The 24,946-nt window shown below is 38.8% G+C and carries 22 protein-coding genes and 1 pseudogene; 22 read left to right on the forward strand and 1 reads right to left on the reverse strand.

Annotated features, from left to right (window positions below):
* Nucleotides 1-5 precede the first annotated feature (5 nt).
* Complete coding sequence (locus ACXIUD_RS10750) at nt 6-806, forward strand: TPM domain-containing protein (protein WP_458052639.1); 801 nt, start codon at nt 6-8, stop codon at nt 804-806.
* Here the strand turns inward: ACXIUD_RS10750 and ACXIUD_RS10755 are convergent, their stop codons facing one another.
* On the reverse strand, nt 807-1,499 hold the full coding sequence (locus tag ACXIUD_RS10755) for a ComF family protein (RefSeq protein WP_458052640.1): 693 nt from the start codon (nt 1,497-1,499) through the stop codon (nt 807-809).
* A 79-nt stretch (nt 1,500-1,578) separates the two neighbouring features.
* Between ACXIUD_RS10755 and ACXIUD_RS10760 the strand changes: the two genes are divergently transcribed.
* The 21 genes and pseudogenes from ACXIUD_RS10760 to ACXIUD_RS10860 form a co-directional block, all read left to right on the forward strand.
* Nucleotides 1,579-1,929 (forward strand): carboxymuconolactone decarboxylase family protein, encoded by a 351-nt coding sequence (locus tag ACXIUD_RS10760; RefSeq protein WP_458052641.1) that lies wholly within the window; start codon nt 1,579-1,581, stop codon nt 1,927-1,929.
* Nucleotides 1,930-1,931: 2 nt separating this feature from the next.
* Entirely contained in the window at nt 1,932-2,294 is a 363-nt protein-coding gene (locus ACXIUD_RS10765) for a hypothetical protein (protein WP_458052642.1), read from the forward strand.
* 28 nt (nt 2,295-2,322) lie between these two features.
* Complete coding sequence (locus ACXIUD_RS10770; RefSeq protein WP_458052643.1) at nt 2,323-3,084, forward strand: exodeoxyribonuclease III; 762 nt, start codon at nt 2,323-2,325, stop codon at nt 3,082-3,084.
* A 35-nt stretch (nt 3,085-3,119) separates the two neighbouring features.
* Nucleotides 3,120-3,518, forward strand: coding sequence for an ATP-binding protein (locus ACXIUD_RS10775; protein ID WP_458052644.1), 399 nt, complete (start codon nt 3,120-3,122; stop codon nt 3,516-3,518).
* 4 nt (nt 3,519-3,522) lie between these two features.
* Nucleotides 3,523-3,954 (forward strand): rRNA maturation RNase YbeY, encoded by a 432-nt coding sequence (gene ybeY, locus ACXIUD_RS10780; protein WP_458052645.1) that lies wholly within the window; start codon nt 3,523-3,525, stop codon nt 3,952-3,954.
* Nucleotides 3,955-4,022: 68 nt separating this feature from the next.
* Nucleotides 4,023-5,888, forward strand: a complete 1,866-nt coding sequence (mnmG, locus tag ACXIUD_RS10785; RefSeq protein ID WP_458052646.1) for a tRNA uridine-5-carboxymethylaminomethyl(34) synthesis enzyme MnmG — start codon at nt 4,023-4,025, stop codon at nt 5,886-5,888.
* Nucleotides 5,888-6,778: a class I SAM-dependent methyltransferase gene (locus ACXIUD_RS10790; protein WP_458052647.1), complete on the forward strand. Its 891-nt coding sequence runs from the start codon at nt 5,888-5,890 to the stop codon at nt 6,776-6,778. Before mnmG ends, ACXIUD_RS10790 begins: the two co-directional genes overlap by 1 nt.
* Before the next feature lie 71 nt (nt 6,779-6,849).
* Nucleotides 6,850-8,517: an Ig-like domain-containing domain gene (locus tag ACXIUD_RS10795; RefSeq protein ID WP_458052648.1), complete on the forward strand. Its 1,668-nt coding sequence runs from the start codon at nt 6,850-6,852 to the stop codon at nt 8,515-8,517.
* Between the two features lie 681 nt (nt 8,518-9,198).
* Complete coding sequence (locus ACXIUD_RS10800) at nt 9,199-10,956, forward strand: AMP-dependent synthetase/ligase (protein ID WP_458052649.1); 1,758 nt, start codon at nt 9,199-9,201, stop codon at nt 10,954-10,956.
* Between the two features lie 591 nt (nt 10,957-11,547).
* Nucleotides 11,548-12,024, forward strand: a complete 477-nt coding sequence (locus ACXIUD_RS10805) for a MarR family winged helix-turn-helix transcriptional regulator (RefSeq protein WP_458052650.1) — start codon at nt 11,548-11,550, stop codon at nt 12,022-12,024.
* Between the two features lie 16 nt (nt 12,025-12,040).
* Complete coding sequence (locus ACXIUD_RS10810; protein WP_458052651.1) at nt 12,041-14,446, forward strand: 3-hydroxyacyl-CoA dehydrogenase NAD-binding domain-containing protein; 2,406 nt, start codon at nt 12,041-12,043, stop codon at nt 14,444-14,446.
* Nucleotides 14,447-14,533: 87 nt separating this feature from the next.
* Nucleotides 14,534-14,905, forward strand: coding sequence for a four helix bundle protein (locus tag ACXIUD_RS10815; RefSeq protein WP_458052652.1), 372 nt, complete (start codon nt 14,534-14,536; stop codon nt 14,903-14,905).
* A 94-nt stretch (nt 14,906-14,999) separates the two neighbouring features.
* Nucleotides 15,000-16,175, forward strand: a complete 1,176-nt coding sequence (locus ACXIUD_RS10820; protein ID WP_458052653.1) for a thiolase family protein — start codon at nt 15,000-15,002, stop codon at nt 16,173-16,175.
* Between the two features lie 196 nt (nt 16,176-16,371).
* Nucleotides 16,372-18,171, forward strand: coding sequence for an acyl-CoA dehydrogenase family protein (locus ACXIUD_RS10825; RefSeq protein WP_458052654.1), 1,800 nt, complete (start codon nt 16,372-16,374; stop codon nt 18,169-18,171).
* Between the two features lie 461 nt (nt 18,172-18,632).
* A complete protein-coding gene (locus tag ACXIUD_RS10830; protein ID WP_458052655.1) occupies nt 18,633-18,797 on the forward strand; it encodes a hypothetical protein in 165 nt (54 codons plus the stop codon).
* 916 nt (nt 18,798-19,713) lie between these two features.
* The gene (locus ACXIUD_RS10835; protein ID WP_458052656.1) at nt 19,714-20,202 is read left to right on the forward strand and encodes a hypothetical protein; all 489 of its coding nucleotides are present in this window, start codon (nt 19,714-19,716) and stop codon (nt 20,200-20,202) included.
* A 29-nt stretch (nt 20,203-20,231) separates the two neighbouring features.
* Nucleotides 20,232-21,041: an agmatine deiminase family protein gene (locus ACXIUD_RS10840; RefSeq protein ID WP_458052657.1), complete on the forward strand. Its 810-nt coding sequence runs from the start codon at nt 20,232-20,234 to the stop codon at nt 21,039-21,041.
* Nucleotides 21,042-21,079: 38 nt separating this feature from the next.
* Complete coding sequence (locus ACXIUD_RS10845) at nt 21,080-21,289, forward strand: hypothetical protein (RefSeq protein ID WP_458052658.1); 210 nt, start codon at nt 21,080-21,082, stop codon at nt 21,287-21,289.
* Between the two features lie 283 nt (nt 21,290-21,572).
* Nucleotides 21,573-23,144, forward strand: coding sequence for an N-6 DNA methylase (locus ACXIUD_RS10850; protein ID WP_458052659.1), 1,572 nt, complete (start codon nt 21,573-21,575; stop codon nt 23,142-23,144).
* Nucleotides 23,134-24,228, forward strand: a complete 1,095-nt coding sequence (locus ACXIUD_RS10855; RefSeq protein WP_458052660.1) for a PDDEXK nuclease domain-containing protein — start codon at nt 23,134-23,136, stop codon at nt 24,226-24,228. The genes ACXIUD_RS10850 and ACXIUD_RS10855 overlap by 11 nt, the downstream gene beginning before the upstream one ends.
* A pseudogene (locus ACXIUD_RS10860) lies at nt 24,215-24,946 on the forward strand (restriction endonuclease subunit S); the annotation flags it as partial. The gene ACXIUD_RS10855 and the pseudogene ACXIUD_RS10860, both read left to right, overlap by 14 nt.

The following is a 24,946-nucleotide window of genomic DNA, read 5'->3' on the forward strand; positions in this document are numbered from 1 at the left end:
CATCCATGCACCGATCCATCTTTATCCTTTTACTCGCATTTCTATTCCAATTGAATCTCTTCGCTCAAGGAGATTTCCCTCCTGTTCCCAACCCTCCAAGATTGGTAAATGATTTCAGTAATACACTGAATTCAAATGAGTTAACAAGATTGGAACAAAAACTGATTGCGTACAATGACAGTACCTCTTCTCAGGTAAGTATTGTATTGATCAAGTCCGTAGGACCTTACGATATCAGTGATTATGCTTTCCAATTGGGCGATAAATGGGGTATCGGTCGCAAGGACAAGGACAATGGGGTATTGATATTGGCAGCTATGGATGACCGAAAAGTATTTATAGCCACTGGATATGGAATGGAAGGCGTGGTACCTGATATCTTGGCCAAGCGAATCGTAGAACAGCTGATTGTACCTAATTTCCGCATGGAGCAATATTATGTGGGTTTGGATAAAGCCACGGATATGATTTTCAAATTGGCAAGTGGAGAATATCAAGCAGACAAGGTGGTATCAGGAGCGAATGAGGGAGGAGCAATTTTGTTCTTTTTATTTTTCTTTTTATTGATTTTCATACTTGCTTCCCGAAACAAAAAAGATAACAACAACCACATGGGTGGTAGAGGCGGCAACATTGATCTGTTTACTACCATTATGCTGGCCAATATGCTCAAAGGGGGCAATAAGGGAAAATTTGGAGACTTCTCATCCGGGAGAGGTTCTTTCGGAGGTGGCTTCGGAGGCGGTTCCTTTGGGGGATTTGGTGGTGGATCATTTGGAGGAGGCGGTGCGGGAGGCAGCTGGTAATTAAGCCATCTTACCTGCTGCGATGACTGCCAAATCCACAGATGACGCTTGTTGCTGCAATAGACTATTGGCGCAGGCTACTAAAGTAGCTCCGGTAGTCATGACATCGTCTACGAGTAAAATTCTGCGGTTTTCAATTGGATCCACAACTTGAAACACATTTTCAACATTGTCCAAGCGCTGCATTCGTGATTTTTTAGTCTGTGTCTCGGTATTGACAGAGCGGATGAGTGAGTTGTACATCGGCACTTCTAGGCTTTCTGATAGACCTTTGGCAAACTGTTCACTTTGATTATATCCCCTTCTTCTCAATTTGTGGGCATGTAATGGTACAGGTGTAATCTGATCCCAAGATCCTTGAAATCCGTGATGCATCAATAATTGGCCATAGAGCTTACCTAATGTATGTCCTATTTCTGGCTTATTTTTATATTTCAGTTGATGCAATAAGTGTTGACTCATTCCTTTTTTGGTAAACCTCAAATAGGACATCACGCGGTATACGGGCATCAATCCGGTCACTTTTATAACCAAATCATTATTCTGTGGACGGAGGTGATAATCGGTAATGGGAAGCGCTGCTTCACAGAGTTTACAGAGCACATGTTCAAACTCAAACAGACTTCTGCTACAACCCGCGCAGGTTCTAGGAAAGACCAAAGACAAAAAATCTTGTAAGATGTTGAAACGCATTCTCAAAAAGGCTTGTTAGGACTGATTGACAGGAAAATACCTGTTATATTTGCTACAGATAATTGATACCTAAAAATTAATGAATTTAATAGAAGAATTCAACAGCTACAGAGCCCAAATGAATGATAAAATCATGGACTCTGACAATTTAGTAATCAAGCGTTTTTTCAACCTTGATACCAATACCTATGCAGCAGGAGCTGTGGATGTCAAAACCAAGGAAATGATTGGATTAGCATGCTCCATGGTGTTGAGATGCGATGATTGTATCAAGTATCACTTGGGAAAATGCCATGAGGTAGGATTAACCAAAACAGAAATCTTTGAAGTATTTTCCATTGCTACCGTCATCGGTGGTTCGATTGTCATTCCTCATTTGAGAAGAGCGGTGGAATACTGGGAATTATTGGAAAAGGAAGGAGATAACTAAGCATGCTGAAAAGAGACTTAGAGCTTGAAAAAAGATGGAGTAAATTGTTGATGGGCTTGGAAGACCTGATAGGGAAAAAACCAAAAGATCTCAATGGGGTTTTATTTCTGATTGGTGTACAAGAATTAGGACAAGGAAATAAAAACTTTTCCAAGGAAGAAAAACAGGATTTGATGCATATCGCAATATGTAAGGTTTTGAGCTTGGCGGGTTTTTATGAGTTGGATTACATTGATCAAGAAGGTTGGCCTCATTGGAAATTGCTCAAAAAATTACCTCATTTTGACATTCTAGAGCAAGAAAAATTGTTGAAAATACAGGTATTGGAATATTTCGAACAAGAATTCCAGATTGAAATCAAATAAAAATTAGTCAATCATAGCACTTTCATTCATGAAAATCGTATCCTACAATGTCAATGGTATTCGTGCAGCACTCAATAAAGGATTTGCTGACTGGTTACAGTCTGTAGAACCAGATGTTATTGGCCTGCAGGAGATCAAGGCAGAAATTCAGCAATTTGATCGGAGTATCTTTGAAGACATGGGGTATGAACTCATCTGGCATCCAGCAGTCAAAAAGGGATACTCAGGGGTTGCAATCTTAACCAAGATCAAACCTGAATCAGTCACTTATGGTATGAATATGGATGTATACGATAATGAAGGTAGAATCGTACGGGCAGACTTTAAAGATTTCTCTTTCATCTCTGCTTACTTTCCTTCAGGTACTACTGGAGATATGCGTCAAGAATTTAAATACAAGTTTTTAGACGACATCTACGGGTATACGCAGGATTTAAAGAAAAATATTCCTAATTTGATCATCAGTGGAGATTATAACATTTGCCATAAGGCAATTGATATACATAATCCAATCACCAACAAAAATTCATCAGGCTTTTTGCCAGAAGAACGCGCATGGATGGACAAGTTTACTGAGAATGGTTTTGTGGATACATTCCGTAGTTTCAATGAGGAACCACATCAATACACTTGGTGGAGTTATAGAGCCAATTCAAGGGCTAAAAACCTTGGATGGAGAATTGACTACCACATGGCCACTGCTGGTGCGATGAAACGAATAAAGGATGCGCAAATACTTGCAGATGCGCACCATTCGGATCATTGTCCAATCATGATAGAGTTAGAATAGGAAAAAATTATCTAAGTAAAATTAATTTAAGCTTGATGAAATCTATTAAAATTTCAATCCCTTCTCTGATAGACAATATTAAGATTGTAGAAAGTTTCATTGATAACGCACGGGAACAGTTTCCTATAGATGAAGATATCTATGGAAATATTATGATTTCTGTAACCGAATGCGTAACCAATGCAATTCTACATGGCAATCAGAAGGACAAGGATAAGACGGTCGATTTAGAACTTCAATTTGATGAAGAGCAAGTCACCTTTATCATCAAGGATCAGGGACCTGGATTTGATTATGATCATTTAGAAGATCCCACCTCGCCAGAGAATTTAGAAAAATCAGGTGGTAGAGGAATCTATATCATCAAGCATTTATGCGATGAGGTAAAATTTGAAGATAAGGGAAGCAAGGCACTCTTAACATTCTACATGTAAAAAAATGGCGGTTCACTTTTTTGAAGAGAACATCCGGTTTGATATAAAGCCCAAAGCCATTTATAAGAAATGGTTGAAGGAAATTGCATGGACTCACGGAAAAAAATTAGGAGAGTTGAATTACATCTTTTGTTCGGATGAGCATCTTTACACGATCAACGTAGAATACCTAAATCATCATACCTACACGGATATTATTACCTTTGATAATTCGGAGGAAGAAAAACTTATTGAAGGGGATATTTTTATCAGTATAGATCGTGTTCGTGAAAATGCTGAAAAATTATCCATTTCATTTGAGACAGAATTGAAACGAGTCATGAGTCATGGGCTGCTTCATTTACTTGGATACAAAGATAAAAAACAAGAAGAGCAACAACTGATGCGAAGCTTGGAAGAAAAATCCATCGCACTATTTGATACATGTTCCACGTGAAACAGTGGAATACAAATAAATTAGATTAACGAACTGTTCCACGTGGAACACCAAACAAAATAGAAACTATGTTTCCACAATATGATGTGATTGTAGTTGGAGCAGGGCATGCAGGTTGTGAAGCTGCACATGCCGCTGCAAAGATGGGAGCAAAGGTACTTCTGTGTACCATGAATATGAATACCATCGCACAAATGTCTTGTAACCCAGCTATGGGAGGGGTTGCCAAAGGACAGATCGTGCGTGAAATAGATGCTTTGGGTGGAATGTCGGGTATCATATCGGATAAATCCATGATTCAATTTAGAATGTTGAATCGATCCAAAGGTCCTGCTATGTGGTCTCCTCGTAGTCAAAATGACCGCATGAGATTTGCTGAAGAATGGAGATTGGCACTAGAGCAAACACCTAATGTGGACTTCTGGCAAGAAATGATTGCAGGCTTAGTAGTCAAGGATGGTAGAGTTACCGGTGTTCGTACAGGAATAGAAATAGAAATAGAAGGTAAATCTGTTGTATTAACCAATGGAACATTCCTCAATGGATTGATACATATAGGTGAAAAACAATTTGGAGGAGGTAGGACAGGAGAGTCTGCTGCTAAAGGAATCACCGAACAATTGGTACAATTAGGTTTCGAAGCAGGTCGAATGAAAACAGGTACTCCGCCACGTGTAGATGGAAGAAGCTTGGATTACTCCAAAATGGAAATCCAATACGGAGATGAAAATCCTGAAAAATTTTCATACTCTGATGAGACCAAACCATTAACCCATCAACATAATTGCTGGATAACCTATACCAATAAAACAGTACACGAAACATTAGAGACTGGATTTGATAGATCCCCTATGTTTAATGGAAGAATTCAAGGACTTGGTCCAAGATATTGTCCATCAATTGAAGATAAAATCAACCGCTTTGCAGAGCGAGAAAGACATCAAATATTTGTGGAGCCTGAAGGATGGAACACCGTAGAAATCTATGTTAATGGTTTTTCTACCTCCCTTCCAGAAGATGTACAATACAAAGCGCTTAGACAAATAACGGGTTTTGAAAATGCTAAAATGTTCAGGCCAGGATATGCTATTGAATACGATTTCTTCCCGCCAACACAATTAAAACTAACCCTAGAAACCCAACTTATCGAAAACCTATTCTTTGCAGGTCAGATCAATGGAACTACGGGTTATGAAGAAGCAGCATCTCAGGGACTGATAGCTGGTATCAATGCAGCACTTAAAGTAAAAGAAGAAGAACCATTTATTCTCAAAAGATCAGATGCCTACATAGGCGTATTGATTGATGACTTGATTAATAAAGGGACTGAAGAGCCTTATCGTATGTTTACTTCCCGTGCAGAATTCAGGCTGCTATTGAGACAAGACAATGCGGATTTAAGATTAACTGAACATGGTTATAAAATAGGTTTAGCTGATGAAGTTCGTTATCAAAAAATGCTTCACAAAAAATCAGAAACCGCCAAACTGATCAACGATCTCCAACAAAAAAGAGTATCCCCAGATGAGGTCAATCTTGGATTGGAAGAAATTGGATCAGCAAGTCTGAAAGAAAAGATCACAGCAGAGAAACTTCTGAAGCGTCCACAAATTGGAATGCAGGAATTAAAAAGCTTACATCCTGATCTGAATACATACTTAAGCAAATACTCCAAAGAAGTACTCGAACAAGCTGAAGTACAAATCAAATATGATAGCTACATTGAAAAGGAACAACAAATGGTCGACAAATTGAACAACATGGAAAACTTCCGTATTCCATTACAATTTGACTATATGAAGATTCCTGCACTATCTGCTGAAGGCAAACAAAAATTGCACAAAATCAAACCCGAAACCTTGGGACAAGCATCCCGAATATCGGGAGTATCTCCAGCAGACCTTTCTATTTTGACCGTATACTTAGGTAGATAATGAGTTTAGAACGATTAAATAAATGCCCGCTTTGCAAGAGTGGGCTTTTTCTTAATCATAAAGAAATAAAAGACCACAGCATTTCCCAGGAATCTTTTATCCTTTGTGAATGTGCATCCTGTAAATTGATATTCACCAATCCAAGACCTTCCAAAGAAGATTCTGATAGGTATTATCAATCCAAAAACTACATATCCCATCAGGATCAAACAAAGAGTATTACAGATATCCTCTACAAACTTGTACGGACTTATACCATCCATAAAAAAGTAGCTTTATTAAATTCACTTGTACCAGCTAAAGGAGAATTATTGGATATTGGATGCGGAACAGGATACTTACTAAAAGCAGCAGAAAAAAAAGGTTGGAATGGAACAGGAATGGAACCTGGAAAAACTGCGAGAAAGATTGCTAAAAAGAAAGGATTGACTGTTTATAAAAAATTGGAAAAACTTCCAACAAATTCCTATAATTGCATCACCCTCTTTCACGTATTGGAACATATTCATGACCTTCGGAAAAACACTAAATCTATCATCAACCTGTTAAAGAAAAATGGTTATTTGGTAATTGGAGTACCTAATAGAGACTCTTGGGATGCCAAACACTATCAAGATAAGTGGGCTGCTTGGGATGTTCCAAGGCATTTGTACCATTTCAATCAAGAAAGTTTTGGAACCTTTATCGAAGAATTCAATCTAGAACTTGTATCCCAACAACCTATGATTTTTGATAGCTTTTATGTGTCCATGTTATCAGAAAAAATAAAAGGTGAATCAGCTATCAAAAGCCTTTGGAATGGCTTTATCAATGGATATCGCTCCAATAAATGGGCAAAAACAACTAATGGTAATTACTCAAGCATTTTATTCATTTTAAAGAAAAAATGAGATTAATAGTTTCAATTTTATCAGTTTTATTGTTTTTAATAGTTTTGTCATGTGCAAAACAAAGTACACCTATGGGCGGTCCCAAAGATGAAGAACCACCTGTATTACTTTCTATGAATCCAGAAAATGAAAGTAGAAATGTCAATCCAAGCATCATAGAACTGGTATTCAATGAATTTATTGCGGTTGACAATCCAAACAAAAATATTCTGATTACTCCAAGAATTGACAAAGATGAGATGGAAGTCGTTGCTAATAAGAGAACAGTGACCATTAAACTCAATCAAGACTTAGAAGAGAATACAACCTATGTATTCAACTTTCAGAAATCTATTCAGGACATCACAGAAAAAAACACACCGGAAAATCTCAAACTTGTCTTCTCAACAGGTCCTGATATTGACAGCTTACGATTTAGCGGTAATGTCAAGTACATCTTTCCTCAAAAAGATAAAAATATTAAGGACGTACTAGTAGGCCTATATGAGGTTACAGATACCACCAACGTATTAACAGCTCCTCCATACTATACGATCCAAACAGACAGTTCAGGAAACTTTCAATTCACCAATCTTAAAGGCGGTAAGTATTTTACCTATGCTTGGTTTGATGGAAATAATACATTGAAAGCAGAGGATAAAACAGAACCTTATGGATTTATCTTGGATACCTTGGTCTTGGATAAAGATATATCAGGAGCACAGTTTTACTTAAGTTTAGCTGACTTATCCGAATTAAAAATCAACCGAGCAAGCAGTACAGGATCAAATTTTGATGTAGTACTCAGTAAAAACCCAGCTGAATTAATTGTAGAGCATCCAGATTTAAACCAAGATATCTATTATAGATTGAATGAAAAGAATCTACGATTTTATTCTAAAAAGCATGCGAATGATAGTACAGCCATCCGATTAATAGTAAAGGATTCAGTTGGATTTAGTATTGATACGACATTCTACGCAAAATTTGTAGAAAGTGATCGGACAAAGGAAAAGTTAGAAGTAACAACCGGCAACAGACCATTCATACGTACTATGCAGGGAGAGTTTAACTTTAACAAGCCCTTATTGCAGGTAAAGTTTGATTCCTTGTATTTAGCATATGATTCAGCATCTGTCATACCAATAGATGCAAGTATGCTGTCATTTCAAGATAGCCTAACTAGAAGAAAATTACTGATCAGATACACACCTGTTGACACCATGGCAGTAGAAAATTTCCGCTTAATAGCCAAGGATTCAACCTTTTTTGATATTGATGGGATGACCAATGACAAGGAATTGACCATTAACTTCCGAAAAGTAAAACCTGATATATTGGCTGACGGATTTACCATTACTGTTAAAACAGATGAATTACCTATTATCCTTCAAATTTTGAGTACCAGAGGAGAGGTCATACATGAGCGTTATTTGGAAGAAACCAATAAGACCACTTTTAATCAAATAGAAGCAGGTACTTATAATATAAGAGCTATCATAGATAGAAATAAAAATAGACGTTGGGATACTTCCAATTACCTAGAAGGTAGACAAGCCGAACCTGTATATTACATGAAATCCCCGGATCCAGAAAAACCATTGGAAATCATGATTAAAGCAGGATGGGAACTTGACCTTCCTATAGAACCCACAAGAGAGGTAGGTCTAGGTAAAGTAACAAAGACAGAGGAGGAAGTTTCGGAAGAGGGTGAAGAAAATGAAGGTAAAACAGAAGAAATCGAGGAAGAAGGAGAGTGAAAAGCAAAGTTAGTAATTAGTGATAAAGTGATTAGTTGATTAAGTAATTCAAGATTAACTGATAGTATAACAGTCTAAAAAGCACTGCCACTTTATAAAGGATAGTCGTCCACAGATATACAAACTAAACTAACCTTTTTTACTTATTTCGTGTGTTCAGTGTCTTCTGCGAGAACAAAATCTAACATCTACCTTCTAAAATCATAAATTTCTGTAGACAACTAGGTGAAACGATGTGGATAATCAGCTTTTATCTTGGGGACAAGTAAGCATTTTTCCCCACCATAGATTCAATAAAAGAGAAGGACAATAGAAAGAGGGGATAACCACCAAATCATACACAGTAATCCACAATTACGCACACAGGGAGTTATAGACAGTTACCTAGAATCTCTTACACACATACAAAATACCTTAAAACAAAACTGTCCTATCAATCAAAGCTTTACATAAATTAATTAAGTGGATAACAAGTGGATAAGAGCTGAAAAAGGTACTACAATTATGTGAAGAAATAAAGTCGATTTATTTCTCCACAAATCCACAGCATAATAGAGACAATAAAAACTTTTTAAAAAATTAAACTGATCTTATTAATACGATGTGGGTAAAGTATTTGCTTCCTTGTTGCAATCATAAAAGGTTTTATTTATTTTCAACGGCTATTAAACCCAAAGAACCATGCAAATCAATAGACTATTTGACTTAATTCCCCATCAGATTGCCACATACGATAAAGATGTAGCACTTGCTCAAAAATTAAACGGGCAATGGGTTACTTACTCTTCCAGAAAACTCAAAGAAATTGTCGACAATTTAAGTTTGGCATTTCTGTCTACAGGCATCGATAAAGATGATAAAGTAGCGATCATTTCCAATAACAGACCTGAATGGAACTTCATCGATCTTGCATTGCAGCAGATTGGTGCGATATCTGTTCCTATGTATCCAACTATATCAGCTGATGACTATAAGTACATCTTTGAACATGCAGGTGTAAAAAAAGCTTTTGTTGGGGATGCCGAAATCTATGGCAAAGCTGTGGAAGGTTCCAAGGGTATGGATATTCAAATTATCTCATTTGATAAAATAGATGGGTGTGAATATTGGGAAGATTTTATGGCTAAGGGTGAGTCGGGTGATGTGGCCTTGCTTGATGAAAAGAAAGAAAAAGTCAGCATGTCTGATTTGTTTACCATCATCTATACTTCTGGTACCACTGGTCGTCCCAAAGGAGTTATGTTGACCCATGGAAATGTCATTCATAATTTGTTTGCTGTTGAGGATAGGATTGTAGCTGAAAAAGGAATTAGTAAAGCCTTAAGTTTCCTTCCCCTTTGCCATATTTATGAGCGTACAGGTTCTTTTTGCTTCATGTATATGGGAATCTCTATTTACTATGCAGAAAGCATGGAAACCATTGGGGATAATCTAAAAGAAATTCAGCCACATATTTTCAATACTGTTCCACGGTTGTTGGAAAAAGTATATGATAAAATTGTTTCCAAAGGCTATGAATTAACTGGTGTTAAAAAGTCTCTATTCTTCTGGGCATTGAATTTGGGTTTGAAATATGAGCCAACCAAAAATCAAGGTGCTTGGTATAATTTCCAATTAAAATTAGCCAACAAAATCATCTTCAGTAAATGGAGAGAAGCCTTAGGTGGAAATATTATGCAGATTAATTCCGGTGCATCTGCTCTGCAGGCGAGATTGGCTAGAGTATTTTGGTCAGCACAGATACCTGTTTGTGAAGGTTATGGCTTGACTGAAACCTCTCCAGTAGTTTCTGCATCTGTCTGCAATCTTCAGGATATCCGTATTGGGATGGTTGGCAAGATAGTAAAAGATGTAGAAGTCAAAATTGCAGAGGACGGTGAGGTACTGGTAAAAGGTCCCAATGTCATGCAAGGTTATTACAAACAACCGGATTTGACAGCTGAAGTAATTGATGCAGATGGATGGTTTCATACTGGAGATATAGGTGAGTTGCATGAAAAACATTACCTGAAAATCACCGATCGTAAGAAAGAGATGTTCAAGACTTCCGGAGGTAAATACATCGCTCCACAGCCAATGGAGAATAAGTTTAAAGAATCCCCTTTGATTGAACAGATTATTGTAGTGGGTGAAAATAAAAATTATCCTGCTGCTTTGATAGTTCCTAGTTTGACAGGTTTAGCTGATTGGTGTAAGCATAAGGATATTCCTTACACCACCGATGCAGAGATGTTGGCCAAGCCGGAAATTATCGAAAAATTCCAAAAGGAGATGGATAACTTGAATAAGTATTTCGGTAAGTGGGAGCAAGTCAAGCGATTCAAGGTATTAAACACTCAGTGGGGTATTGAGACGGGTGAATTGACACCTACGATGAAATTGAAGCGAAAAGTAGTACATACAAAATTTGCAAAGGAAATCGAGGAATTGTATTCTTGATTCTCGAAGAAGGCGATGAATCCGCTGAAAATAGGGTAAATAATCTTTGAGGTCCTTTGGACCTCGAAGGTTTGGTTGTCCACGAATAGCACGAATGACACAAATAATTTTTCTTTTTTTCCCATTCGACATTTTTTAGAGTAGCGAGAAAATTTCACTCAGCCTGCGCAACGGTTTACCGCCACATCCGCAATGTTTCATTCATAATTCCACATTATCAATTCCTAATTTTTCCTAATTTCTTCCTGGGTTGACTCAATGCTTACAACGGTTTACCGCATTCCTGGTAAATTCAGATTTTTCTTAGATCAATAGTAGATTTGTTTGTGGGAATTGAAAATCTCCGACAGTTAAATTTAAAATCTACCGTCTAAAATCTAAAATACTTTCCAAAATATTATTCCATAAAATCAGCGCTAAATCTGAATATATCTCCTAAATCTGCGAGAAACCATCCATATTTGAAATAAAATTTTTAAAATCTCTGTTATCTCAATTTTTAAATTTACTCTGCATGCATAACTTTTTTTTAAAAATAGTATGCATGCATACAATCTTTTTCTTAAATTGGGCGTACTAATTATTATGCCAATGAAGAGAGAAGAGACAGTAGACTATCATATCAAGAGCGCTTGGCATGCGATCTCTCGGATGTACAACCAAAAAGCGGTACTGGAAGACTTCACTACAGCTATTGGTTTTGTACTGATCAATATAAATTCTAAAGAGGGCACGCCGGCGACAAAAATTGCGCCTCTCATGGGATTGGAAGCAAGAAGCCTTACTCGTATGCTCAAAAGCATGGAGGAAAAAGGATTTATCTATAGAAAAGCAGATGCCCAAGATAAGCGCAGTGTTCGAATCTATCTCACTGCCGAGGGCAAGCGCAAAAAAGAAATCTCCGTAGGGACGATCAAAGATTTCAATCTCCAAGTGCGAGAACTGGTGAGTGAAGAGGAGTTGGAAACCTTTTTCACTGTTTTCAAGAAAATTAATCAAGTCATAGAACAACTAAATTCAGAAACTGTAAACCCGGATACGTACGAAGACCAATTGTACGAACTCTAAAAAACCAAAAAATTGTATGAAAAGAACAATCAAGAAAGTTGCCATTTTGGGTTCAGGGGTCATGGGATCGAGGATTGCCTGTCATTTCGCCAATATTGGCGTGCAGGTACTCTTGCTCGATATTGTGCCAGCGGAACCGACCGAAGATGAGAAGAAAAAAGGATTGACTTTGGAAAGTAAGCAGGTTCGTAATAGACCTGTCAATACTGCCTTGGAAAATACCTTGAAATCCAAGCCTGCATCCTTATACGATGCTGCTTCTATTTCACGCATTACAACTGGTAATTTTGACGATGATCTTCCCAAAATCAAGGATTATGACTGGATCATGGAAGTCGTAGTCGAAAGACTGGATATCAAAAAATCCTTGTTTGATAAGGTGGAAAAATACCGCAAGCCAGGAACATTGATTACTTCCAACACTTCCGGAATTCCCATGCACCTGATGTGTGAAGGAAGATCGGAAGATTTTCAGACACATTTTGTTGGAACACACTTTTTCAATCCTCCAAGGTATTTACGTCTCTTAGAGATCATCCCCGGTCCAAAGACCAACCCTGAAATTGTTGATTTCTTAATGGATTATGGGGATCGGTTCTTGGGCAAGGAAACGGTTTTATGTAAAGACACTCCTGCATTTATTGCCAATAGAATTGGTGTTTACGCCATCATCTCCGGTATGCATGCTATTGAAAAAATGGGTATGGGTGTATCTGAAGTGGATAAATTGACCGGTACCATCATTGGTCGTGCGAAGTCAGCTACTTTTCGTACCATGGACGTGGTTGGTTTGGATACCACGGTCAATGTGGCCAATAACCTATATAAAACACTGACTCACGATGAGTCTCGCGATAAATTTTTATTGCCAAACATTGTCAAGGTATTGTATGACAATAAATGGTGGGGCGATAAGACAGGCCAAGGGTATTTCAAAATGATCCGTCACAAAGACGGTAGTAAGGAGTTGAAGGAATTGGATCTGAAAACTTTTGAATACAAGGATGTAGAAAAGCCAAAGTTCAAGGCATTGGAAGCTTCGAAAGAAATAGATGATCTGAAAAAGCGCGTCAAGTTTCTAGTAAACTTTGACGATAGAGCAGGGGAATTCTATAGAACTTCTTTTTACGATTTATTCAAATACTGCTCCAATCGTATTCCTGAAATCGCAGATGAATTATATAGAATCGACCAAGCGGTATCCGCAGGCTTCGGTTGGGAATTAGGTCCTTTCGAAACATGGGATGTCTTGGGAGTGAAAGATACAGTAGAAAAAATGGAGGCTACTGGTGAAAAAGCGGCTGCTTGGGTGCATGAGATGTTGGCTGCAGGGCATGAGTCTTTCTACAAGGTAGAGGGTGGTGTTCGCAAGTATTACGACATTCCATCCAAATCCTACCAAGCAATTCCAGGTACAGATGAATTTATTTTGTTGGATACCTTGAAAGGTGCGAATAAGAAATTGTGGGGCAATGCAGGATCGACCATTTATGATATGGGAGATGATGTGATTGGTTTGGAATTCCATACCAAGATGAATTCCATCGGTCAAGAAGTGATCGAGGGAATCAATACTGCGATTGCCATGGCTGAGAAATCCTACAAAGGATTGGTAATCGGGAATGAGGGTGGAAACTTCTCTGCTGGTGCTAACCTTGCCATGTTGTTCATGTTTGCCGGAGATCAGGAATTTGATGAAATCAACCTGATGATTGCAGGCTTCCAAAACACCATGATGCGTGCCCGCTATTCTTCTGTACCTGTGGTGGTAGCTCCTCACAATATGGCCCTCGGTGGTGGTTGTGAATTGTCTCTCCATGCAGATGCCGTGCAAGCCCATGCAGAATTGTATATGGGATTGGTTGAATTTGGTGTTGGATTGATTCCAGCCGGTGGTGGTACCAAGGAGATGACCTTGAGATTCTCCAATGAAGTGAAAAGTGGTGATGTTGAATTGAACCGCTTGCAGGAGTACTTCATGAACATTGCTACTGCAAAAGTTTCTATGTCTGCTGCTGAGGCAAAAGGATTAGGCTATTTACAGGCTAAGGACTCCATCTCTTTGAATAGAAAACGTGTGTTGGCAGATGCCAAAGCCAAGGTATTGGCCCTATACGAGGCAGGTTATACGCAGCCTGTCCAGCAGACCAATATCAAAGTCTTAGGTAAAACATCTTTAGCCTTGTTCGAAGCAGGTATTACAGGCATGTTGTACGGCAATTACATTTCCCAGCACGATGCCAAGATTGCCCGCAAGTTGGCTTGGGTAATGTCTGGTGGTGACCTTTCTTCCGCTACCGAAGTCAGCGAGCAATACTTGCTCGATCTCGAACGCGAAGCCTTCTTGAGCCTCACCGGTGAGAAAAAGACTTTGGAGAGAATACATAGTATTTTGTTTAAAGGAAAACCGTTGAGGAACTAGAAGCGAGAGACGAGAATTTAGAAGCGAGAAGCGAGAGATTAGAAACGAGAGATTGAAGACTGTTGAACTATAAAAAATTGACCAGTTATGAAATTGAGACATAATTTTAAAAATCTGAACGTTTGGAATAAGGCTGTTGATTTGGCTGTCAAGGTTTATGAAACTACTGCTTTGTTTCCTTCTGAAGAAAAGTTTGGAATGACATCTCAAATGAGGAGATCGAGTGTTTCAATTCCCTCTAACATAGCTGAAGGAACTGCACGAAATACTTCCAAAGCATTTTCTAATTGTCTCGATATTAGTTTGGGTGAAAGTTTCGAATTAGAAACCCAATCTATAATCGCAAGGAGAGTAGGTCTTTTGGATCAAGATTCATTTAATTCAATCAATCATGATCTAGATGAAATTCAAAAAATGCTTATCGGTCTCAAATCTAACGTGGAATCAAATCCCTACTAGGATCGAGTCTAACCTCTAGTCTCTCGCATCTCGCTTCTTCTCTTAAAAAGCGAGTAACTCAAAAAATCAGTAAATCAAAACAGAAACTCAAAAAATGGAAGCATACATCATAAACGGATATAGATCAGCGGTGGGAAAGGCCAAAAAAGGAGGCTTTCGATTCTATCGCCCGGATGACTTGGCAGCAGATGTCATCAAACACTTAGTAGCAAGCATCCCTGGATTAGAGGCGAAAATGGTAGACGACTTGATCGTCGGAAATGCCATTCCGGAAGCGGAACAAGGCATGCAGATGGGACGAATGATTTCCCTTTTGGCTTTAGGCATCGACAACCCTGGCTTTATCATCAATAGATATTGTGGTTCGGGTTTGGAAGCGATCGCTTTGGCTGTAGGAAAAATCAAGGCCGGCATGGCAGATTGTATCATCGCCGGTGGTACAGAGTCCATGTCCATGTTGCCGATGATGGGCTACAAGACCGTGCTTAACTGGAAAATTGCCTCTCAAACTCCGGATTATTACTTGAGCATGGGTTTGACAGCAGAGGAATTGGCCAAGGAGTACGATATCACCCGTGAGCAGGCGGATCAGTTTTCCGTGCGAAGTCATGAAAAAGCCTTGGCTGCAATCGCTGCTGGTAAATTCAAGGATGAAATCGTACCGGTAGAAGTTGAAGAAACCTACTTGGACGAAAAAGGAAAAAGAAAAACGAGGAAATATACGGTGGATACCGATGAAGGACCAAGAGCGGGTACCTCATTTGAAGCTTTGTCCAATTTGAAGCCAGCCTTTAAAATGGGTGGTCAGGTGACTGCGGGTAACTCTTCCCAAACATCCGATGGTGCTGCTTTTGTGGTAGTCATGTCTGAGCGTTTGGTGAAAGAATTGAATCTGGAGCCAATTGCACGTATGATGTCCTACTCAGTAGCTGGTGTAGAGCCACGCATCATGGGTATTGGTCCGAAGGAAGCAGTGCCAAAGGCATTGAAGCAAGCAGGTTTGACCTTGGATAAAATCGATTTGATTGAATTGAATGAGGCCTTTGCGGCTCAGGGTTTGGCGGTGATGAAATCCTTGGATATGAATCCAGATATCGTCAATGTCAATGGTGGTGCCGTGGCATTAGGTCACCCACTGGGATGTACTGGTGCCAAGTTATCCGTGCAACTCTTCAACGAACTCCGCAGACAAAACAAGAAGTACGGCATGGTGACTGCCTGCGTCGGAGGAGGACAAGGCGTAGCGGGAGTATTTGAGCTGTTAAAGTAGAAGCGAGAGATTAGAAGCGAGAAGCGAGAGTTGGGACGCGTTTATAATTAATTTAGGAATATATCCTTTGAGGTCTTCCGGACCTCGAAGGTTTTCTTTAAAAACAAAGCGTATTTTCTTTACTCGAATCGAGTCTAAAATCTCGTCTCTCGCTTCTCGCCTCTCACAAACAAAGTATCTAAAAATTAAAAACAATATGTCAACAATCACAAAACAATCAATCAACGGGGGTGAGTTTCTGGTGAAGGAAACGGAAGCCCAGGATATCTTCATCTTTGAAGAATTCAATGAAGAGCAGAAAATGATGGCTCAGGCTTGTCAGGATTTTATCGATACGGAAATTCACCCACGGGTGGAAGAGATCGATAGCATGAAGCATCCTGAATTGGTACCGTCTATTTTTAAGAAAGCGGGTGAACTGGGATTACTGGGAATTTCTGTACCAGAGGAATTTGGTGGTATGGGTATGAGTTTCAATACTTCCATGCTGATTGCCGATATCATCGGTGGTGCAGGTTCCTTCTCTACAACTTATGGTGCGCATACGGGTATCGGTACCTTGCCAATCTTGTATTATGGTAATGAAGAGCAAAAAGCCAAGTACCTTCCAAAGTTAGCTACCGGTGAATGGGCCGCTTGTTACTGTTTGACTGAGCCGGATGCAGGTTCGGATGCGAATAGCGGTAAGACCAAGGCTGTCTTGACGGAAGATGGCAAGCATTACATCATCAATGGACAGAAGATGTGGATCTCCAATGCAGGATTTGCGGATATCTTCATTGTTTTCGCCAAGATTGAGGATGATAAAAACCTGACTGCATTTATTGTGGAAAAAGGCTTTGGTGGCATCACCATGAATGAAGAAGAAAAAAAGATGGGTATCAAAGGATCTTCTACCCGTCAAGTATTCTTCAACGATTGCAAAGTTCCTGTGGAAAACATGCTTTCAGACCGTCAAAACGGTTTCAAGATTGCAGTGAATATCCTGAATATCGGACGTATTAAGCTAGGTGCAGGTGTATTGGGTGGCTGTAGAACAGTTGCTTCCTATGCAATTAAGTATTCCTCTGAGCGTAAGCAGTTTGGTGTTGCGATCAATACCTTTGGGGCGATTAAGCAGAAGTTGGCTGAAATGGCTGTACGTGTATATGCATGTGAAGCGCTGTGTTACCGAGCAGGTCAGGATATTGAAGATAGAATGAATGCTTTGGCAGCTGAAGGGATGGACGATACTGAGGCTAAATTGAAAGCATTGGAGCAATTTGCGATTGAAGCTGCAATTGCCAAAATTCATGGTTCCGAAGTCTTGGATTATGTGGTCGATCAGGGTGTGCAGGTCTATGGTGGTATGGGTTATTCTGCCGATGCGCCTATGGAGCGAGCGTACAGAGATGCGCGTATTTCCAGAATTTACGAAGGTACCAACGAGATCAACCGTATGTTGATGGTGGGTATGTTGTTGAAGCGTGCTATGAAGGGTGAAATAGCCCTGTTTGAGCCGGCTATGGCTGTAGCGAATGAATTGACATCTGTGCCTAGCTTTGATACAGTTGATACATCTGAGTTGTTTGCAGCGGAGAAAGAGGTGATCAAGAAATTGAAAAAAGTATTCTTGATGGTCGGTGGTAAGGCTGCTATGGCTTTGGCAGACAAGATTGAATCTGAGCAAGAGGTGATGATGAATTTGGCTGATGTGATGATCGAAATCTATGCCGCTGAGTCTGCTATCTTGAGAACTGAGAAATTGGTATCCATGAGAGGAGAGGAAGCTTGTGCCCAGCAGATTGCCATGACGCAGGTGTACTTGTTTGAAGCTGTGGAAAAAATTCAGACAGCTGCCAAAGAAGCGATTGCAGCCTTTACCAAAGGTGATGAGCAGAAGGTGATGTTGATGGGCTTAAAGCGCTTCACCAAAGCTGAATTGGTCAATGTCAAAGAATTAAGAAGACAGATTGCCGATTATATGATTGAAAAAGGTAAGTATCCGTTTTCTTAAGGGTAATGCCACAAAGACACGAAGGCACTAAGATTAGTAAACACAGATTGAATACGTGATTTGCACAGATTGACACAGATGTGTTTGCTGACGCAAAGAAGGGCTCGCGGAAAGCGCTGAATGCGCGGAAAGAAAGAGAAAATATCCTTTGAGGTCTTTCAGATCTCGAAGGTTTTTACCAATGAGCTAAGCAACTGATTTCTTTCAGATATGAAGGAAGCCTCCGAGGGATCGGGGGCTTTTTTGTTTAGGGAGTGTAGGATTTGGATTGGAAATTTTAGGGCTTTGGTTTATTTTTAGCAATTCAAAGGAAGCATCGAATTTATTTCGTTAGTTGTTTTCAATGGCATAATTTTAACTTAATCACTTCCTGGTCTTAATTTTTTTGCTTTAATCGAAAAAATCTGTGACAAGAATCAAATTGAATAGGAAATCGTTAAATTGTAAGGTAATTTAATGTTATGGTTATAGTTTTGAAAAAAGGATCAGACAGAAAAGAGATAGAGAAAGCTCTTTCAAAAGTAAAGAGTAAAAGGAAATTTGATGCCTATAAATACTGTGGAACGGTAATTTTGAAAGAAGATCCATTAGAAATACAGAAAGAAATGAGGGATGAGTGGAAATAGCATTCTTGTTGATACCAATATTGTACTTTACCTTAATATCCCATTTATGACTTCGGACAAAGATCTTACAAGATTGAAGGATTTAAATATTTTGCTCTACGAAAAGTAAAAAAGTTGGTTTTGACGCAGATTTAAAAATTGATTTGCACTGATTGACACAGATGTGTTTGCTGACGCAAAGAAGGGCTCGCGGAAAGCGCGGAAAGCGCAGAAAATGGGGAAATAACCTTTGAGGTCTTTCAGACCTCGAAGGTTTTTACCAATGAGCTAAGCAACTGATTGCTCTCAGATATGAATGAAGCCTCCGAGGAATCGGGGGCTTCTTTGTTTGGGGGGTGTAGGATTTGGATTGGAGATATGCGGTAAAAAATCAAACTATTCGCCGTAAATATGCGGTGAATAATTCGTATATTATAGAAAAAGGCATCATGGAGGAAACACAAGAAGGTGGTCGGAATACGAACTATGTTTTCGCTAATAGTCCTCGCAACTAGTTATGCATACCTTCAGCACTTAAAGGCTCCTGAGTTAACTTTTCCAAAGTTTTAAACTTTGGAAAAGTTTCACCCCTGAGCGCTTTTGGTGACACAAAGCTGGGCTCGCGGAAAGCGCTGAATGCGCGGAAAAGTGGGAAATAACCTTTGAGATCTTCCAGACCTTGAAGGTTTTTACCAATGAGCTAAGCGACTGATTGCTTTCAGATATGAATGAAGCCTCCGAGGGATCGGGGGCTTTTTGTTGGAGGGATGGAAGCGGATTTTGCTTTATGTAAACCTAGGGAATTTGGAAAAATAGGTTTAGTTTTAGGTAGTAAGGAAATATGTGTGATGAATTGAGCTATTTCTTCCAAATAGCATACAAAGTACTGCTTCATGCAAACCATTAACCAACATTTTAATAACAAACCGAAATTGCAATGACTGATCAACAAAAAGAATTTTTAAATCTTTGCATCGTTGAACAATTGAACTACAAGACGATAGCTGAAAAACTTGACTTACCAAACTCTACACTGACAAGGTGGTATGAGGAGTTGAAGGAAGAAAGATTAGCAATTGCCTCAATACGCACCTTGTGGACAAGAAAGAAGATAAAGATGGAGTTTTCTGACTTCTATAAATGGTATCTAACTCACGAAAGAAAATGCTGTTACTGCGATATAACTGAACAAGAAATAAAACAACTTCTTGATAGTGGACGATTAACCACAAAACGAATTGCAACAAGAGGCAAAAAACTTGAACTTGAAAGAAAGCAACCTGAATTAGAATATGACAATTTTGATAACTTAGCCTTTGCCTGTTATTGGTGCAACAATGCTAAAACGGACACATTTACTGAAGAAGAGTTTCTAAAAGTCGGCAAAGTATTCAAAGAAATTTGGAAAGAAAGATTGAAAAAATGATTACAGACCACCAAACCAACTTTTTATACTTGGCAGATACATTGCCCAAAAAATATCCAGACTTTTATAAGAGGTTTGAGGGTGCTTTAGAGAACTGCAACATTCCCTTTGATTTTTTGCCAAATACCAAAGACGTTTGGGCGGTTGATTATATGCCCATCCAAATCGATTTGAAAAAATTTGTTCGCTTTGTATACAATCCACCCTACTTGCAGACAAAAAAGTATGTAAAAACCATTTCGGACGTTGATGAAATTTGTGAAGCCATCGGAATTGATACACATAAAACAGCTATAGTTATTGACGGTGGAAACGTAACGCGTTGGACAAATAAAATTATTATGACCGACCGTATTTTTAAGGACAATCCATCTTTTGAACGCAAGCAGTTAATCAAAGAACTTTATGAACTGTTGCAAGTGGATAAAATTTATTTTGTTCCGGAACAACCAGGGGACTTTACAGGTCATTCGGATGGGATGGTTCGTTTTGTTGACGAACACACAGTTATCATCAACGATTATAAACAAGAAAAGGAAGAATTTTACCGGGCTTTTGAAATTGCTATTCACAATACAGGACTTGATTACATCCCAATTCCCTATAACGTGTATAACAACAAAAGCATAGACCATGTAAATGGCGATTACATCAACTACCTGCAAATGAAAAATACTGTAATCATTCCAACTTTTGGGATGAAAGAAGATGACATAGCAGTAAAACAATTAGAATCAATATTTGCAGGACTGACTACTGCAACAGTTGAAAGCAATGAAATAGCCTATGATGGTGGAATTTTAAATTGCATAACTTGGAATATCAAAAAAGATAAATGAAACAATAAGTAAAAGGCGTTTAGCAAGACTTAAGTAATGTGATTAATTTCTTTTCTTTAGATAAGGAGCTACCTGGTAAACCGATTGCTTTCAGATATGAATCAAGCCTCCGAGGAATCGGGGGCTTTTTTGTTTGGGGGATGGAAGAGGATTTTGCTTTGTGGAAATCTAGGGAATTTGAAAAAATAGATTTAGTTTTAGGTAGTGGGGAAATAGCTGTAATGAATTGCGCTATTTATGCTATATGAAATACATATCGAAATAGGATTCGGATAGCAAACTGTTTGACAATATGCTGAAAAGGCAACGCAAATTTAAGCACAACTTTTCCCGACTTGGCGGGATTTGGTTTTTGCCGACATCCCGATAGCTATCGGGACCAACGATGAAATCCAAAGCATTCACGAACACCGATAAAAATTAAAGTGACCTGAGTAAAAACCAAAAGAGCCTGTTTTTATACTCCCGAAAGCTTTCGGGACTCGGACAGAATAAACGAAATTTGAAAACTGATTAAAGAAAAAATTATAAATGGCCAAAAGACAGAAGAAAGAAATAAAAGAAAAACCGATTGAAGTAACCCTTTGGGAAGCTGCTAATAAACTGAGAGGAAGCGTTGAGCCAGCCGAATACAAACACGTTGTTTTAGGACTGATTTTCTTAAAGTTTGCCAGCGACAAGTTTGAAGAACACCGAGCCAAACTCATTGCCGAAGGCAAAGAGAAGTACATTGAAATGCCTGAGTTCTACAATATGAACAATGTGTTTTTCTTGGAAGAAATTTCACGTTGGAGCTACATTGTAAAAAAGGCAAGACAAAATGATATTGCCTTAACCATTGACACTGCCCTGCACACCATTGAGAAAGACAACAAATCTTTGAAAGGTGCTTTGCCCGACAATTACTTTTCCCGATTGGGATTGGACATTACCAAACTAGCTTCTTTGATTAGTGAAATTGACAGCATTAACACACTTAAAGACAAAGAGCAAGATTTGGTTGGACGTGTTTATGAATACTTCCTTAAAAAGTTTGCCATTGCAGAAGGAAAGGGCAAAGGAGAATTCTATACGCCAAAAACTATTGTAAACCTTATTGCCGAAATGATTGAACCATACAAGGGAATCATTTATGACCCTGCCTGTGGTTCGGGTGGTATGTTTGTTCAGTCTATCAAGTTTATTGAAGCACACCACGGTAATAAAAAAGAAGTTTCCATTTACGGACAAGAATACACCAAAACCACATACAAACTGGCAAAGATGAATCTTGCCATCAGAGGTATTTCTGCAAACCTTGGTGAGAAAGATGCCGACACTTTTGCAGACGACCAACACAAAGACCTGAAAGCCGATTACATAATGGCAAACCCGCCTTTTAATCAAAAAGATTGGAGAGGCGAAAATGAACTGATTGACGACCCACGTTGGAGGGGTTATGATGTGCCACCAAAAAGCAATGCCAATTATGGTTGGATTTTGAATATGGTTTCCAAACTTTCCGAAAACGGAATTGCTGGTTTCATCTTGGCAAATGGTGCTTTGAGTGGTGGTGGCGAAGAATATAAAATCCGCAGAAAGCTGATTGAAAATAATTTGGTGGAAGCTATTGTAATTATTCCGAGAGATACTTTTTACACCACCGACATCAGCGTTACGCTTTGGATTCTGAATAAAAACAAAAAAGCAAGAACAGTTGAAATAAATGGCAAACAGAAAAACTACCGTGACCGTTCAACCGAAATTTTGTTTATGGATTTAAGGCGTTGGGGACAGGAATTTGAAAAGCAGTTTATCGAACTTACAGACGAGGAGATAGGACAGGTAGCTGAGAACTACCACAATTGGCAACAAACCGATTACAAGAAAACATACAAAAATGTGCCTGAGTATTGCTACTCTGCCAGTTTTGAAGAAATACAGGCAAACGATTTTTCGTTGGTGCCAAGCAAATACATTGAATTTATTGACCGTGACAGCGAAATTGATTTTGACACCGAAATGAAACGCATACAAAAGGATTTTAAAACCCTGTTGGATGAAGAAAAAAAATCACAGGAGCAATTGATCAACGCTTTTAAAACCTTGGGGTATGAAATCTAAGAGAAAGCAGATTGGAAGGGAAATAGAAAAAGTGGTTTTTCCTGTAGCTGAGCATCAGAAAGAAATGCCCAACAGCTATGTTTCTTTTGTGGACGAACTCAAAGGATTTATAAAAAAAGAAAAGCTTGCCACCATTTTAAATGCCAATCAACGAATGATACTTATGTATTGGCATATTGGCAAAGCGATACTCACCAAACAAGAAGCTGAGGGCTGGGGAGCAAAAGTTATTGACCGCTTATCGGCAGACTTAAAAGAAGCTTTTCCCGAGGAAACCGGTTTTTCGCCCAGAAACTTAAAATACATGCGAAAGTTTGCCGAAGCTTGGGCAGACTTAGCAATAGTGCAACGCACCGTTGCACAAATTCCTTGGCGTAGCAACATTACGCTTTTGGATAAAATAAAAGAACCCGAGTTGCGGCTATGGTATGCGCAAAAAACCATAGAAAATGGCTTTGGCAAAGACATGCTGGTGTTTCAGATTGAAAGCAAACTGCATGTGAGAGAGGGGAATACAGTGAATAATTTCTCAGAAATGCTACCTCCTTTGAATTCTGACTTTGCTACTCAATCGTTTAAAGACCCTTATATTTTTAACTTTTTGGGGAATGCAAGCCATATTAAAGAACGAGAATTAGAACAAAAACTCATAGATCATATTCAAAAGTTCTTATTGGAATTGGGACAGGGTTTTGCCTTTGTAGGCAGGCAAGTGCATTTAGAATTGGGCGATAGTGATTTTTATCTAGACCTACTCTTTTATCACATCAAGCTAAAATGCTATGTAGTGATAGAATTAAAAACCGGCAAGCTGGAACCCGGGCATATCAGTCAACTGAATATGTACATGAACGTGGTGAACGATGCCTTGTGTGGCAAGGATGATAACAAAACCATTGGCTTGCTACTGGTGAAGGAAAAAGACAGAGTGGTTGCAGAATATTCGTTGGCAGGCATAAATAATCCAATAGGAATATCTAACTGGGAAAACGAAATCAAGAAATCCTTACCGGAGAATCTGAAAAGCAGTTTACCAAGTATAGAAGAAATTGAAAACGAATTTGAAAGCGATGAAGAACTATAAGCGTATTGGCGATTTTATTCATTTGGTGGACAACCGCAACAAAGATTTAGCGGTAACAAACCTATTGGGTATAAACATTACCAAGAATTTTATGCCTTCCGTTGCCAATACTTCAGGAGTTGATTTATCGAAATACAAAATCATTCGTAAAGGACATTTTGCATACAGTGCTATGCAAGTGGGCAGAGATGAAACTATCCGTTTGGCTTTATATACAGAAGATTCTCCTGCCATTATTTCCCCAGCTTATTTGGTAATCGAAGTGAATGACGAAAATGAGTTGCTGCCCGAATATATGATGATGTGGTTTCAAAGATCTGAATCAGATAGATACGGTTGGTTTATTAGTGATAGCAGCGTAAGAGCAAGTTTAGAATGGGAACGTTTTTGTGAAATACAAATGCCCATTCCTGACATTGACGAACAACGCAAATTTGTTGCTCTTTACAATGGCTTACTCACCAATCAAAAAACCTACGAAAAAAGTTTGGATGATTTGCAATTGATTTGTAATTCGTCAATGGATAAACTAAAACATATTGACAACCATCAACCCTTGAGCGAATTGGTTCAATTGGTTGATAACAGAAACAAAGACAATACAATAAAAAACCTGCTTGGAATAAACGTTGATAAAGTTTTTATGCCATCAAAAGCAAATGTTGGCGAAACAGATTTATCAAAATATAAAATTGTTCAAAAGGAACAGTTTGCTTAC

Source organism: Mongoliitalea sp. (assembly GCF_054166905.1).

Excerpts from the sequence above, each read along its gene's own strand:
- ACXIUD_RS10825 (WP_458052654.1), top strand. The coding sequence starts at position 16,372 with ATGTCAACAATCACAAAACAATCAATCAACGGGGGTGAGTTTCTGGTG.
- ACXIUD_RS10815 (WP_458052652.1), top strand. The coding sequence starts at position 14,534 with ATGAAATTGAGACATAATTTTAAAAATCTGAACGTTTGGAATAAGGCT.
- ACXIUD_RS10755 (WP_458052640.1), bottom strand. The coding sequence starts at position 1,499 with ATGCGTTTCAACATCTTACAAGATTTTTTGTCTTTGGTCTTTCCTAGA.
- ACXIUD_RS10750 (WP_458052639.1), top strand. The coding sequence starts at position 6 with ATGCACCGATCCATCTTTATCCTTTTACTCGCATTTCTATTCCAATTG.
- ACXIUD_RS10830 (WP_458052655.1), top strand. The coding sequence starts at position 18,633 with ATGGTTATAGTTTTGAAAAAAGGATCAGACAGAAAAGAGATAGAGAAA.
- mnmG (WP_458052646.1), top strand. The coding sequence starts at position 4,023 with ATGTTTCCACAATATGATGTGATTGTAGTTGGAGCAGGGCATGCAGGT.
- ACXIUD_RS10760 (WP_458052641.1), top strand. The coding sequence starts at position 1,579 with ATGAATTTAATAGAAGAATTCAACAGCTACAGAGCCCAAATGAATGAT.
- ybeY (WP_458052645.1), top strand. The coding sequence starts at position 3,523 with ATGGCGGTTCACTTTTTTGAAGAGAACATCCGGTTTGATATAAAGCCC.
- ACXIUD_RS10800 (WP_458052649.1), top strand. The coding sequence starts at position 9,199 with ATGCAAATCAATAGACTATTTGACTTAATTCCCCATCAGATTGCCACA.
- ACXIUD_RS10795 (WP_458052648.1), top strand. The coding sequence starts at position 6,850 with ATGGGCGGTCCCAAAGATGAAGAACCACCTGTATTACTTTCTATGAAT.
- ACXIUD_RS10770 (WP_458052643.1), top strand. The coding sequence starts at position 2,323 with ATGAAAATCGTATCCTACAATGTCAATGGTATTCGTGCAGCACTCAAT.
- ACXIUD_RS10855 (WP_458052660.1), top strand. The coding sequence starts at position 23,134 with ATGAAATCTAAGAGAAAGCAGATTGGAAGGGAAATAGAAAAAGTGGTT.
- ACXIUD_RS10835 (WP_458052656.1), top strand. The coding sequence starts at position 19,714 with ATGACTGATCAACAAAAAGAATTTTTAAATCTTTGCATCGTTGAACAA.
- ACXIUD_RS10820 (WP_458052653.1), top strand. The coding sequence starts at position 15,000 with ATGGAAGCATACATCATAAACGGATATAGATCAGCGGTGGGAAAGGCC.
- ACXIUD_RS10805 (WP_458052650.1), top strand. The coding sequence starts at position 11,548 with ATGAAGAGAGAAGAGACAGTAGACTATCATATCAAGAGCGCTTGGCAT.
- ACXIUD_RS10775 (WP_458052644.1), top strand. The coding sequence starts at position 3,120 with ATGAAATCTATTAAAATTTCAATCCCTTCTCTGATAGACAATATTAAG.
- ACXIUD_RS10850 (WP_458052659.1), top strand. The coding sequence starts at position 21,573 with ATGGCCAAAAGACAGAAGAAAGAAATAAAAGAAAAACCGATTGAAGTA.
- ACXIUD_RS10790 (WP_458052647.1), top strand. The coding sequence starts at position 5,888 with ATGAGTTTAGAACGATTAAATAAATGCCCGCTTTGCAAGAGTGGGCTT.
- ACXIUD_RS10765 (WP_458052642.1), top strand. The coding sequence starts at position 1,932 with ATGCTGAAAAGAGACTTAGAGCTTGAAAAAAGATGGAGTAAATTGTTG.
- ACXIUD_RS10810 (WP_458052651.1), top strand. The coding sequence starts at position 12,041 with ATGAAAAGAACAATCAAGAAAGTTGCCATTTTGGGTTCAGGGGTCATG.